Here is a 13,189-nt window from a genome sequence, read left to right as displayed (position 1 = left end):
GAACGCGCCATGCCCGAGGCCTTGCTGCAGCTCCAGGGAATCTCCAAGCGCTATGCGGGCGTGCGCGCACTGGACGGCGCGGACCTCACCTGCCATGCCGGTGAAATCCATGCCGTGCTCGGTGAAAACGGCGCGGGCAAGTCCACGCTGATCAAGGCCATCGCCGGGGTGGTGCAGCCCGATGCCGGCCGCATCCTCATGGAGGGTGTGGAGCTGCGCCTGGTTTCGCCGAACGTGGCCCGCGACCACGGGATCGCCTGCGTGTTCCAGGAGTTGTCCCTGGTGCCGGACCTCTCGGTGGCGGAGAACATCTTCCTGGCGCGGCCGCCGCGCCGGCGCGGGCTGATCGACGCCAAGGCCCAGCAAGAGCAAGCCGTGGCCTTGCTGGACATGCTGGGATGCGGCGACATCCATCCCAAGGAACGCGTGCGCGAACTGCCGCTTTCCAGGCGCCAGCTGATCGAGATCGCCAAGGCGCTGAGCCTTAAACCCCGGCTGCTGATCCTGGATGAGGCGACCTCCGCCTTGAGCGGCGAGGATGTGGAACGGCTCTACAAGCTGCTGTTCCAGCTGCGGGCGAGCGGTGTCGGCTGCCTGTTCATTTCACACCGCATGCATGAAGTCAAGGCGCTGGCCGATACCTGCTCGGTGTTTCGCAGCGGCCGGCGCGCGGACACTTTCCCCAGCGGAAGCCGCTCCGATGAGGAGGTGGTGCAGCTGATGATAGGCCGCGATGTCGCCAAGTCCTATCCGCCGAAAACCGGCCCCGCGCCCTGGGCCCAGTCCGCCATCAGCGTGGAGGGCCTGAGCTGGGCCCCCGAGCTGCACGACATCTCACTGGAGATCAAGGCGGGCGAAATCGTCGGGCTGGGAGGGCTGGACGGCCAGGGCCAGCGGGAGCTGTTGCTGGCCCTGTTCGGTGTGCTCAAGGGCGTCCAGGGCAAGGTGCGGGTGTTCGGCGAGCCGCGCGGCCTGGCGCCGCACCGGTGCAGGGATCCGGAGCTGGGCATCGCGCTGATCCCCGAGGACCGCAAGACCGAGGGGCTGATCCTGCCCATGAGCATCCGGGAGAACATGAGCCTGGCCAGCCTGCCGGCGCTCGGTCGCCTGGGCATCCTCAGCGCGGCGGCGGAGCACTCCGCCGTGGCGCGCATGGTGGAGCAGCTGCGCATCAAGATCGGCTCCACGCAAGATGCGGTGCAGACCTTGTCGGGCGGGAACCAGCAGAAGGTGGTGATCGCCAAATGGCTCATGACCCAGCCGCGCGTGCTGCTGCTCAACGACCCGACCCGCGGCATCGACGTGGCCACCAAGCAGGAGCTGTATGCACTGCTGCGCCGGCTCGCCGCCGAAGGCGTGGCCGTGCTGCTGTATTCCACCGACTACGAGGAGCTGGTCGGCCTGGCCGACCGCGTGCTCATCATGTACGAGGGCCGGATCGCCCGTACGCTGGCCGGCGATGAGATCAGCGAACACGCGATCGTGGCCTCCTCGCTCAATGTTTCGCTCAACGTCTCGCCCAACGTTTCTTCCGGCGGCCGGGAGGCCGCCATGGCATGACCCGGCGCGGCGAATGGGCCATGGCATTGCGGCGCAACAGCGGGCCGCTCGCCGCCCTGGGGGTGTTCGCCCTGATGTTCGCGCTGTTCCTGCTGGAGCATCCGCGCTCGATCTCCGTGGCCATCGTGACCACCGCCTCCAACAAGGCGGTGCTGCTGGCCATCGTGGCGATGGCGCAGACCTTGCCCGTCATCACCCGGGGGCTGGACCTTTCCGTCGGCATGGTGATGGTGCTGACCGGCTGCCTCGCCTCCACGGTGGTGAACGGTGCTCCCTGGCAGGTGGCCCTGGGCGTCGTGCTGGTGCTGGCCTGCGGCGCGGCGGCGGGCGCCCTCAATGGCGCCATCGTGGTGTTCGGGCGTCTTCAGCCCATCATCGTCACGCTCGCCACCGGCGCGGTGTACTTCGGCTTTGCGCTGCTGCTGCGGCCCGCGCCCGGCGGCGAGGTCAGCGAGGGGCTGGCGGACGCCCTGACCGGCCGGCTGTTCGGGGTGGTCCCGGCCACCCTGGTCCTGCTGGCCGCGTTGGTGGTGCTTGGGTGGATGCCTTTCAGGCGCACGGTCATAGGGCGCGCATGTTATGCCGTCGGCTCGTCGGAGCAGGCCGCCTACCTTTCCGGCGTTCCGTCCGAGGGCGCCAAATTCCTCGCCTACACCCTCGCCGGGCTGCTGTCGGGCGTCGCCGGGCTGCTGCTGTCGCTGATCGCGCTGTCGGGCGAGGCCAGCGGCCCGCAGGCGGGGCTGTACACCCTCAATTCCATCGCGGCGGTCGTGATAGGCGGCACCTCGCTGTATGGCGGCACCGGCGGGATGGTCGGCTCCATCCTCGGCGCCTTTGTGCTGCGCACCATCGGCGACCTGCTGTTCGTCTTCAACGCGCCGGCGCTGTGGCAGCCGCTGTTCGAGGGCCTGATCCTGCTGGGTGCCGTGTGCATAGGCGCGGCGCGCGTGCTGCGCGTGAGAAACCGCCTGGAGCTGTTCTGATGAGTGCCAGCGAACTGATCGCCACCCAGCCTTCGTCCGGGACCGGGAAGCAGTCTCTGCGGCCTCTGCGGCGCCTGCTGTTGAACCCGCCCGCCGTGGTCGCGCTATGCTGCCTGGCGCTGCTGCTGGCCGGCAGTGCCGTGAACCGCAACTTCCTGATGCCCACTTACCTGCTGCAGCAGCTGCAGATCGCCGCTTTCCTCGGGCTTGCCGCGGCGGGGCTGATGGCCGTCATCCTGCTGGGCCACATCGACCTGTCCGTGCCGTGGACCATCACCAGCGGCGCCATGATGGCCGCCGCCGCGGGGGCGGGCTTAGCGCCCGGGTGGGCCATTCCGGCCGGCCTGCTTTGTGGCGCGCTGATCGGGCTGGTGAACGGCCTGGGCGTGGCTTTCCTGCGGATTCCCTCGATGATTTTCACGCTAGGCGCCAATGCCGTGCTGCAGGGCCTGATGGTGCTGTACACGGGCGGCCATGCACCGCAGGACGCGGCCACCCCGCTGATGCGCGACCTGGCCGTGGGCAGGACCGCGGGCCTGCCCAATGCGGTGCTGGCCTGGGCCGCCGTCTCGCTGCTGGTGTACCTGCTGCTGACGCGCACGGCGGCGGGCCGCTACGTCTACGTGATCGGCAACAGCGAACGCGCCGCCTACCTCAGCGGCGTGCGCACCGCCGGGATGACGGTTGCCTGTTTCGTCGCCTGCGGCACGCTGGCCGCATTCGCGGGCGTGCTGCTGGCCGGGTATTCGGGCAACGCCTACCAGGCCATGGGCGACCCCTACCTGCTGCCGGCGATCGCGGCCGTGGTGCTGGGCGGCACCAACATCCTGGGCGGGCGCGGCAGCTACCTTGGGACGGTCGCCGGTGTGGTGTTCATCGTGCTCTTGCAAAGCATGCTGGCGGTCTTGCAAATGCCCGAGGCGGGCCGGCAGATCATTTATGGAGCGCTGATCCTGGCCATGCTGCTCTTGTATGGAAGATCGGCCAAAGTGAGGTAAGGTGGTCGGCATGGGTCAACACTACGGCATTCGCGGCGAGTTCCGCCTGCACGACGCGCGCTTTCGCGGCGTGGTGCCCCCGAACGGCTTTGTCGAAAAGCTCTACACCGGCGCGCTGTGGGCCGAAGGGCCGGTGTATTTCCCCGCCGGCGATTTCCTGCTGTTCAGCGACATCCCCAACAACCGCATTTTGCGTTGGGTGCCCGACGGTGCCGGGCCCGGATACGTCGTGGAGTTCCGCAAGCCTTCCGATTTCGCCAACGGCAATACGCGCGACGGCAAGGGCCGCCTGCTCAGTTGCGAGCATGGCACGCGCAGTGTCAGCCGTACCGAACATGACGGGCGCCGCACGGTGCTCGCATCCTCGTTCCAGGGCAAGAAGCTCAACTCGCCCAACGACCTGGTGGCCGGGCCCGACGGGGCCTTGTGGTTCACAGACCCTACCTACGGCATCCTTTCCGACTATGAGGGCTACACGGCGGAGCCCGAGTACGGAGGCAGCTACGTGTTCCGCGTCGATCCCGCCAGCGGTAGGGTGGACGCGGCCGCGACCGATTTTGTGCAGCCGAACGGGCTGGCGTTCTCGCCCGACGGAAAGCGGCTGTACATCGCGGACTCGGGCGCCTCGCACGACCCTGCGGGGCCGCGCCATATCCGTTCGTTCGAGGTGGAAGAAGGCAAGCTGCGCGGAGGCGAAGTGTTCGCCACGGTCGACGCCGGCATCCCGGACGGGCTGCGCGTGGACGCCCTGGGCAATGTGTGGACCAGTGCCGCCGACGGCGTCCACTGCTTCACGCCGCGGGGCGATTTGCTCGGCAAGATCCTCATTCCCGAGCCGGTGGCCAATCTCGAGTTCGGCGGTCCCCGGGGTAACAGATTGTTCATCACGGCGACCACTTCGCTGTATGCCTGTTACCTGGCGGTGTCCGGCGCCGGCACCCACGCACCGCGGCCCGGCTGAGCCGTGTTCCGTTGGCATGACGTCTGTCGGAGATTGGTCTGTTGAATTGCAACTCGCTCAGGAGGCGGCTTGGTTCCGATGAACCTGGTGGCCCAGCCTTAGGGGTTCACTCCACTAAATGGGTCAGATTTCGATGAAATTCAACAGCGTACTGGTTACGCAGTTATCCACACGGTTGGCAGATCATGGGATCAGTCTTGCCGAGCAGGCCGTCGAGGTTAGCTCCGACTGCTTTGATAGATCTTCGGTGGGTAAGGTTGAGCAAGCTCTTGAATGGCGCATTGCCACCAACCGACGTCATGCCAGGTATCCAGCTTGAAACCCACTTTTCTGTACACACCTATGGGTTCGAATCCAATGGACTCATGAAGAGCGACGCTGGCAATGTTTGGCAAGGCGATTCCGGCAAAAGCTTGCGTGTAGCCCAATGCCTTCAGTTCTTTGAACAGCGCTTTGTAGAGCCCTTTTCCGATGCCTCGGCCGCGAGAGTCGCTCCGCACGTATGCGGTGACATCCACTGACCATTGATAGGCCGCACGCTCGCGATGTTTGCTCGCATAAACATAGCCATCGACTTTGCCATTTTCATCAACGCTCACTAGCCAGGGAAGGCGTTCCAGTGTTGACACAATGCGTGCGCGCATTGCGTCAACTGTTGGTGCCTCCAGCTCGAAAGAGATGACTGTTTCACGCACGATTGGTGCGTAGATCGCGGTGATCCCAACGGCGTCGTCGAGCGTGGCTGTGCGGATGGACATAGTTATTGAAAGTTCTGTTAGAGATGCTCTACCGGGCATGGATGCCGCCAGCACGGGTTGGTATCGCCTGAATCGAGGGGTGCGCTGTCCTCGTGCCGTGATCATAGGCCAGCGCTGCGCGCCGTTCATCTCCCGGCACTCGGACTCCTGGGGCTTAAAGTAATCAGCAGCATGCAGTCCTGGCCACCGCGGGCCGCTTGGCGGACATACCGCAAGAGGCGGTTCCGCACCCCCTGGGGGCTTTCGTCACTGCAGGTACCGGGATCGCGGCGATTTGAACGGCTGGAGGTGCTGTTGTGCCGCAGCAGTTGCTTCCGCTGTCTGCCTGGTCAGCGGCGTCCAGGCCGCACACGCCGGTTTCGGGAAGATCCAGCTCCACACGATCGGCGGCCTGCAGGTCACCTGCGATGGCCGCTACGACCGACCGAGCCTGTTCGAAGCCGTTAGCCATCAGGAACGTGGGTGCACGGCCATAGCTCTTTACGCCCAGTGAATAAAAGCCGGGCTCAGGATGCGACAACTCGCGGTGCCCGTGCGGACGCACGGTGCCACAGCTGTGCAGGTTCGGGTCGATCAGCGGCCCGAGGGCTTCGGCGGATTCCAGCCAAGGATCGAGCTTCAAGCGTAGCGCACTGGTGATGGCCAGATTCGGGCGCTGGCTTGTGGCGCAGATGATTTCGTCGACACCGGTGAGCGAAGCGGGTTTGCCTTCAGCGTTCAGGCCTACGACGGTGATCGCACCGTTCTCCCGGCGCCGATCCCGTGCGTCGCGCCGGTTCGCGCCCGGTTCGCGCCAATTGCTGCAATGCAGAAAGAAATTTCATAAGCCGCGCTCGCCAAATTCGCAAGCTTGCGCGGCGGCGCAAGGGCTAGCATCGCCTCTTTGATTGTTCCGATGCAGACATGACCTCTTTCGAATCCCTACCCCCGGTCCGCTATGAGGGCCCGCAGTCGACAAATCCGTTGGCCTACCGCCATTACGACGCCAAGGAGCGCGTGCTGGGCAAGACGATGGAGCAGCACTTGCGGCTCGCCGTCTGCTACTGGCATACCTTTGTGTGGCCGGGTAACGACGTGTTCGGGCAGGGGACCTTCGCGCGGCCCTGGCACGTGCCCGGCGACGAGCTGACGCTGGCGCGCCGCAAGGCCGACGCCGCCTTCGGCCTGATCTCTCGGCTTGGCGTGCCTTTCTACACCTTTCACGACACCGACGTGGCGCCGGAGGGCGCGAGCCTGGCGGACTACCGCGGCAACCTCTCGGCCATGGTGGACGTGCTGGCGCAGAAGCAGCAGGAGACGGGCATCCAGTTGCTGTGGGGTACGGCCAACCTGTTCAGCCATCCGCGCTACGCCGCCGGGGCCGCGAGCAATCCCGACCCCGAAGTTTTCGCCTATGCCGCGACCCAGGTCTTCAGCGCACTCAATGCCACCCACCGCCTGGGCGGCGCCAACTACGTGATGTGGGGCGGCCGTGAAGGCTACGACACGCTGCTCAACACCGACTTGCGGCGCGAGCGCCGCCAGCTCGGCCGCTTCATGCAGATGGTGGTGGAGCACAAGCACAAGATCGGCTTCCAGGGCCAGCTGCTGATTGAGCCCAAGCCGCTTGAGCCCACCAAGCACCAGTACGACTACGACAGCGCCACGGTCTACGGTTTCCTCAAGGAATTCGGCCTGGAGCACGAGATCAAGCTGAACATCGAGGCCAACCACGCCACGCTGGCGGGCCACAGCTTTCAGCATGAAATCGCCACGGCCGCTTCACTGGGCATCTTCGGCAGCATCGACGCCAACCGGGGCGACCCGCAGAACGGCTGGGACACCGACCAGTTCCCCAACAGCGTGGAAGACCTGACCCTGGCGATGTATGAAATCCTGCGCGCCGGCGGCGTCGGCAGCGGCGGCTTCAACTTCGACGCCAAGGTGCGCCGCCAGAGCATGGATCCGGTGGACCTGCTGCATGGCCACGCCGGCGCCATCGACGCGCTGGCCCTGGCGCTCAAGAGCGCCGCGCGGCTCATCGAGGCCGGTGAGCTCGAGCGCTTTCGCGCCGAGCGTTATGCCCGCTGGGAGGGCGACCTGGGCCGCGGCATCCTGGGCGGGGACATGAAGCTCAGCGAGGTCGCCGAATACGCCTTCGTCCAGGACCTCAGGCCCCGGCCGGTGAGCGGGCGGCAGGAGTGGCTGGAAAACCGCGTGAACGCCGCGATCTTCGATCCCGTGGCTTGAGGCTTCGGCAGGAGCGCCCAGCATGAACCCGGCCGTCGGCTTTCAGCAGGTGACAAAGCGCTTCGGGCCCGTGCAGGTGCTGCATGGCGTGAGCTTCGCTTTCGCGCCCGGCCGGGTGTACGGTGTGCTGGGCGAGAACGGCGCCGGAAAGTCCACGCTGATGAAGATACTGGCCGGCTACGAGCAGGCCAGCGAGGGTTCGGTGGAGATCGGCGGCCAGGCCGTGAGCTTCCGCGGCCCGCGCGACGCCGAAGCCGAAGGCATCGTGATGATCCACCAGGAGTTCAACCTCGCCGACGACCTGACCATCGCCCAGAACATCTTCCTCGGGCACGAGTTGATACGCCATGGTTTTCTCGACGAGGCAGAGATGGCGCGCCGCGCCGAGGCGGCCATGCGCTCGGTGGGGCTCACCTGCAGCCCCGGCCGGCGTGTGCGCGACCTGATCGTGGCCGAGAAGCAACTGGTGGAGATCGCCAAGGCGCTGAGCCGCAATGCCCGCGTGCTGGTGATGGACGAACCCACCGCCACGCTCACGCCGTCGGAAACCGACCGGCTGTTTGGCCTGATCGCGCAATTGCGCGAACGGGGCGCCACGGTGCTGTACATCTCGCACAAGCTGGATGAAGTCGAGCGCATCACCGACGAGGTGCTGGTCATGCGCGACGGCCGCCTGGTGGCGCAGCGGCTCACGGGCAGCGTGAGCCGGCACCAGATGGCCAGCCTCATGGTGGGCCGTGAACTCAGTGACCTGTTTCCCCCGCGGCAACCCGTGCCGGACGGCGCGCAGGTGCTGCTCAAGGTTGAGGGCCTGCAGGTGCCCGGCTGGGCGCGGGACGTGAGTTTCCAGGTGCGCTCCGGCGAGATCCTGGGTTTCGCCGGGCTGGTCGGCGCCGGGCGAACCGAGTTGTTCGAGGGCTTGCTGGGCCTGCGCCCGTCGAGCTGCGCGGCGGTGGAGATCACGGGCCGCCCATGGACGCGGCGCAGCCCGCGCTCGGCCGCGGGCCGGGGGCTGACTTACCTGAGCGAAGACCGCAAGGGCCGCGGCCTGCACCTGCGCATGGGCCTGGCAGAGAACCTCACGCTGATGGCGCTGGAGCAGTACGCCCGGCCCTGGCTCGATCCCGCGGCGGAGCGCGCGGCCCTCAAGCAGGCCAGCGAGGCCTTCGGCATCCGCGCGTCGGCCGGTGTGCCGGCATCGGCGCTGTCCGGCGGCAACCAGCAGAAACTGGCGCTTGCCCGCGTGCTGCAGCCGCGGCCGGAAGTTGTGGTCCTTGACGAGCCCACGCGCGGCGTGGACGTGGGGGCCAAGCGCGACATCTATTTCCTGATCCAGCGCCTGGCCGCCGAGGGCCGCGCCGTGGTCATCGTCTCGTCCGAGCTGCTTGAGCTCATCGGCCTTTGCCACCGCGTCATCGTCATGCGCCAGGGCAGGCTGGCGGCCGAGCTGCCGCAGGACCAGCTCACCGAAGAATTGCTGATCGCCCATGCAACTGGAACCCACTAAGCCCATGGCCGGCGCAGCGCCGGCGCCGATGGCCGCGCGCCGGTGGTCCGGCCTGCGCGGCGGCGGCCCGCTGGCGGGCCTGGTCCTGGTGTGCCTGCTCGGCGCCATGCTGAACGAGAATTTCGCCAGCCTTGACAACGTCATGAACGTCCTCACGCGCACGGCCTTCATCGGCATCATCGCCGTGGGCATGTGCTTCGTGATCATCTCCGGCGGCATCGATCTTTCCGTGGGTTCGATGGCGGCGCTGATCGCGGGCACCATGATCCTGCTGATGAACGCCGCCGCGGGCGCCGGCTGGCCGCCGCTGGCCGCCATCCTGGCCGGCATGGCCTGCGCCATCGCACTGGGTGCGTTGTTCGGCCTGGCCCATGGCCTGCTGATCACCAAGGGGCGCATCGAGCCCTTTATCGTGACCCTGGGCACGCTGGGCATCTTCCGCGCCTACCTGACCTACTTCTCCAACGGCGGTGCGATCACGCTGGACGGCACGCTGGCCAGCGCCTACGGCCCGGTGTACTACGGCAGCTGGCTGGGCGTGCCGGTGCCGGTGTGGGTCTTCATCGTGGTCGCGCTGCTGGGCGGCCTGATCCTGAACCGGACCGCCTACGGCCGCTATGTGCAGGCCATAGGCTCCAACGAGCAGGTGGCGCGTTACGCGGCCGTGGACGTGGACCGCGTCAAGGTGCTCACCTACATGCTGCTGGGCATCTGCGTGGGTGTTGCCACCGTGCTCTACGTGCCGCGCCTGGGGTCGGCCTCGCCGGCCACGGGCCTGCTCTGGGAGCTCGAGGCGATCGCGGCGGTGATCGTCGGCGGCACGGCGCTCAAGGGCGGCGCCGGCAGCATCACCGGCACCGTGATCGGCGCGGTGCTGCTCTCGGTGATCAGCAACATCCTGAACCTCACCAGCATCATCAGCGTGTACCTGAACGCCGCGGTGCAGGGCTTCGTGATCATCGCGGTGGCGTTCTTCCAGCGCGGGCGCAAATGATGGATTTCACCACCGGCACTGCCGTTTTTCAGCCAACCCAAAGAGGAGACAAACCATGAAACCGATCACCCAACTACTGGCGGCAGGCGCCGCCATCCTGGCCTTGTTCGGCACCGCGCCGGCGGCGCTGGCGCAGAACAAGCCGCACATCGGCGTGTCCATCCCGGCCGCCACCCACGGCTGGACGGGCGGCGTGGTGTACTGGGCCAACCGCACCAAGACCGAGCTGGAAAAGCAATACCCAGGCCTGAAGGTCACCGTCAAGACCGCCGGCTCCGCTGCGGAGCAGGCCAACCAGGTCCAGGACCTGCAAACGGCCAACAAGATCGACACGCTGGTCATCCTGCCCTTCGAATCGGCCCCGCTGACGCAGCCTGTGGCCCAGGTCAAGAGCAAGGGCGTGTATGTGACGGTGGTCGACCGCGGCCTGACCGACCCCAGCGCCCAGGACGCCTACGTTGCGGGCGACAACCCCGGCTTCGGCAAGGTGTCGGGCGAATACCTCGCCAAGGCGCTGGGCGGCAAGGGCAACGTCGTCGTGCTGCGCGGCATCCCCACGGTCATCGACAACCAGCGCGTGGACGCATTCATGGCCGTGATGAAGGGCCAGCCGGACATCAAGGTGCTGGACGCCAAGCACGGCAACTGGAACCGCGATGACGCCTTCAAGGTGATGCAGGACTTCCTGACGCGCTTCAAGCAGATCGACGCCGTCTGGGCTTCCGACGACGACATGGCCGTCGGCGTGCAGAAGGCCATCGAGCAGGCCAAGCGCACCGACGTCAAGCTGGTGCTGGGAGGCGCAGGCTCCAAGGACTACATCAAGAAGGTAATGGACGGCGACAAAACCGTGACGGCCGACGTCACCTACTCGCCCAGCATGATCGCCGACGCGATGAAGCTCACCGCGGCCGCGCGCGTCAAGGGCGAGAAGCTGCCGGCCTCCACCATCATCCCCTCGGTGCTGGTGACCAAGGACAACGCCAAGCAATACTATTTCCCCGACTCCCCGTTCTGAGGCAGCCATGGCCAGACCCGTCACACTTTTTACCGGACAGTGGGCCGACCTGCCGCTGGCCGAACTCGCACCCTTGGCGCGCGGCATGGGCTACGACGGGCTCGAGCTGGCCTGCTGGGGCGATCATTTCAACGTGCAGGAAGCACTGGCGAGCGAAAGCTATGCGAAGGACAAGCGCGCGCTGCTTGAAAAACACGGCCTGCGCTGTTTCGCCATTGGCAGCCACCTGGTGGGCCAGGCCGTGTGCGACCTGATCGATGAGCGCCACAAGGCCATCCTGCCCGCGCATGTCTGGGGCGACGGCGATCCGGAAGGCGTGCGCCAGCGCGCCGCGCGCGAGATGCAGGACACCGCCCTAGCGGCCGTCAGGCTCGGTGTGAAGGCCGTCACCGGCTTCACGGGCTCGTCGGTCTGGCATTCGCTGTACGCCTTCCCGCCGACCTCGCAGGAGTACTGGGAGCAAGGCTTTCGCGACTTCGCGCAACGCTGGAAGCCCATCCTGGACACCTTCGAATCCGTGGGCGTGAACTTCGCTCTGGAGGTCCACCCCACCGAGATCGCTTTCGACACCGCCTCGGCGCAGCGCGCCGTCGAAGCCGTGGCGGGGCACAAGCGCTTCGGTTTTAATTTCGACCCCAGCCACCTGGGCTACCAGGGTGTGGACTACGTGAAGTTCCTGCGCACCTTCCATGACCGCATCTACCACGTGCACATGAAAGACGTGTGGTGGGGTAAAGGCGACGGCACCGTGGGCGTGTTCGGCGGGCATACCAGCTTCGGCGATGCGCGCCGCCACTGGGACTTCCGCAGCGTGGGCCGCGGCATGATCGACTTCGAGTCCATCATCGTGGCCTTGAACGACATCGGCTATGCCGGCCCGCTGAGCGTGGAATGGGAGGACAGCCGCATGGACCGGGTCCACGGCGCCACCGAAAGCGCCGCCTATTCCAAGCGCCTGGACTTCAAACCGGCGGCCGGCGCCTTCGACGCGGTCTTCGACAAGGCCAAACAAGGCGGGATGGCAGGCTCATGAAAAAGCTGCGTTATGCCATGGTGGGCGGCGGGCAGGGCGCCTTCATCGGCGCCGTGCATCGCAAGGCCATGGCGCTGGATGGGCAGATGGAGCTGGTGGCCGGCGCGCTGTCGTCCGACGCTGAGCGCGCACGCACGTCAGGCCGGGAACTCGGCCTGCGCCCGGAACGCAACCACGGCCGCTGGCAGGACCTGCTGGCCGACGAGCTCAAGCGGCCGGCGCAGGACCGCATCGACTTCGTGTCCATCGTCACGCCCAACCACGTGCACTTCCCGGTGGCGCTGGCCTTCGCCGAGGCGGGCATCCATGTGGTCTGCGACAAGCCGCTGGTGCACAGCAGCGAAGAGGCCCAGGCGCTGGAGCGCGCCGTGCAGCGCAGCGGCTGCGTCTTCGGGGTGACCTACAACTACACCGGCTATCCCATGGTGCGCGAGGCACGCGAGCTGGTGGCCAAGGGCGTGATCGGCGAAGTGCGCAAGGTCATCGTCGAATACAACCAGGGCTGGCTTGCCACAAACCTGGAAGCGACGGGCCAGAAGCAGGCCGGCTGGCGCACCGACCCCGCGCGCAGCGGCCTGGCCGGCGCCATCGGCGACATCGGCTCGCATGCCGAGAACCTGGTGGCAACCGTCACCGGGCTGGAGTTGGACAGCATCTGCGCCGACCTGACCGCCTTTGTGCCCGGCCGCCGGCTGGACGACGACGGCAATGCGCTGCTGCGCTTCAGCAACGGCGCCAGGGGTGTGCTCATCGCCTCGCAAATCGAGGTGGGCTGCGAGAACGACCTCCGCCTGCGGGTGTTCGGCACGCAAGGCACGCTGACCTGGCACCAGGAAGAGCCGAACCGGCTGGTTCATTCGCCCATCGATGGGCCCGCGCGTGTGCTGACCCGCGGCTCGCCCTGGCTGGGCGAGGCCGCGCGCCGCGCCACACGCCTGCCGACCGGCCATCCCGAGGCCTTCCTCGAAGCCTTCGCGAACGTCTACCTCGGCGTGGCTGCGCACATCCGCGCGCTGCAGGCCGGCCTGGCGCCGGATCCGCTGGACGCCGACTATCCCCGCCTGGCCGACGGCGCGCGCGGCGTGCGCTTCATCGAAAAAGTGGTGGAGTCCGCCGGCAGCCAGGCCAAGTGGACGCCGATGCGCTGA

The 13,189-nt window shown here is 66.9% G+C and carries 12 protein-coding genes; 10 read left to right on the top strand and 2 right to left on the bottom strand.

Annotation, left to right across the window (positions count from 1 at the left end; translation table 11 throughout):
• Window positions 1–9: 9 nt before the first annotated feature.
• From AC1D0O_RS11750 to AC1D0O_RS11735, 4 genes are read left to right on the top strand one after another with little or no spacing between them, the layout of a single operon-like run.
• On the top strand, window positions 10–1,560 hold the full coding sequence (locus tag AC1D0O_RS11750) for a sugar ABC transporter ATP-binding protein (protein WP_477653710.1): 1,551 nt from the start codon (window positions 10–12) through the stop codon (window positions 1,558–1,560).
• Entirely contained in the window at window positions 1,557–2,543 is a 987-nt protein-coding gene (locus AC1D0O_RS11745; protein ID WP_477653709.1) for an ABC transporter permease, read from the top strand. The genes AC1D0O_RS11750 and AC1D0O_RS11745 overlap by 4 nt, the downstream gene beginning before the upstream one ends.
• Entirely contained in the window at window positions 2,543–3,541 is a 999-nt protein-coding gene (locus AC1D0O_RS11740; RefSeq protein ID WP_477653708.1) for an ABC transporter permease, read from the top strand. Before AC1D0O_RS11745 ends, AC1D0O_RS11740 begins: the two co-directional genes overlap by 1 nt.
• A 10-nt stretch (window positions 3,542–3,551) precedes the next feature.
• A complete protein-coding gene (locus tag AC1D0O_RS11735) occupies window positions 3,552–4,502 on the top strand; it encodes an SMP-30/gluconolactonase/LRE family protein (protein ID WP_477653707.1) in 951 nt (316 codons plus the stop codon).
• A gap of 218 nt (window positions 4,503–4,720) precedes the next feature.
• Here the strand turns inward: AC1D0O_RS11735 and AC1D0O_RS11730 are convergent, their stop codons facing one another.
• Complete coding sequence (locus tag AC1D0O_RS11730; RefSeq protein WP_477653706.1) at window positions 4,721–5,260, bottom strand: arsinothricin resistance N-acetyltransferase ArsN1 family B; 540 nt, start codon at window positions 5,258–5,260, stop codon at window positions 4,721–4,723.
• Between the two features lie 163 nt (window positions 5,261–5,423).
• Window positions 5,424–5,882: a hypothetical protein gene (locus AC1D0O_RS11725; RefSeq protein WP_477653705.1), complete on the bottom strand. Its 459-nt coding sequence runs from the start codon at window positions 5,880–5,882 to the stop codon at window positions 5,424–5,426.
• 281 nt (window positions 5,883–6,163) lie between these two features.
• Here AC1D0O_RS11725 and xylA point away from each other — a divergent pair, with 281 nt between their 5' ends.
• The 6 genes from xylA to AC1D0O_RS11695 are packed head-to-tail and all read left to right on the top strand — an operon-like array spanning window position 6,164 to window position 13,189.
• Window positions 6,164–7,489 carry a xylose isomerase gene (gene xylA, locus AC1D0O_RS11720; RefSeq protein ID WP_477653704.1) on the top strand — a complete coding sequence of 442 codons (1,326 nt, stop codon included), beginning with the start codon at window positions 6,164–6,166 and terminating at the stop codon, window positions 7,487–7,489.
• A 22-nt stretch (window positions 7,490–7,511) separates the two neighbouring features.
• Window positions 7,512–8,996, top strand: a complete 1,485-nt coding sequence (locus AC1D0O_RS11715) for a sugar ABC transporter ATP-binding protein (RefSeq protein ID WP_477653703.1) — start codon at window positions 7,512–7,514, stop codon at window positions 8,994–8,996.
• On the top strand, window positions 8,977–9,990 hold the full coding sequence (locus AC1D0O_RS11710) for an ABC transporter permease (RefSeq protein WP_477653702.1): 1,014 nt from the start codon (window positions 8,977–8,979) through the stop codon (window positions 9,988–9,990). The genes AC1D0O_RS11715 and AC1D0O_RS11710 overlap by 20 nt, the downstream gene beginning before the upstream one ends.
• Before the next feature lie 55 nt (window positions 9,991–10,045).
• Entirely contained in the window at window positions 10,046–11,008 is a 963-nt protein-coding gene (locus AC1D0O_RS11705; protein WP_477653701.1) for an ABC transporter substrate-binding protein, read from the top strand.
• A gap of 7 nt (window positions 11,009–11,015) precedes the next feature.
• Window positions 11,016–12,041 carry a sugar phosphate isomerase/epimerase family protein gene (locus tag AC1D0O_RS11700; RefSeq protein WP_477653700.1) on the top strand — a complete coding sequence of 342 codons (1,026 nt, stop codon included), beginning with the start codon at window positions 11,016–11,018 and terminating at the stop codon, window positions 12,039–12,041.
• Window positions 12,038–13,189: a Gfo/Idh/MocA family protein gene (locus AC1D0O_RS11695; RefSeq protein ID WP_477653699.1), complete on the top strand. Its 1,152-nt coding sequence runs from the start codon at window positions 12,038–12,040 to the stop codon at window positions 13,187–13,189. The genes AC1D0O_RS11700 and AC1D0O_RS11695 overlap by 4 nt, the downstream gene beginning before the upstream one ends.

It is taken from the genome of Polaromonas sp. P1_F2, assembly GCF_056405735.1.
The sequence above is the reverse complement of the archived record's forward strand: the minus strand, read 5'-3'. Positions and strand labels throughout refer to the sequence as shown.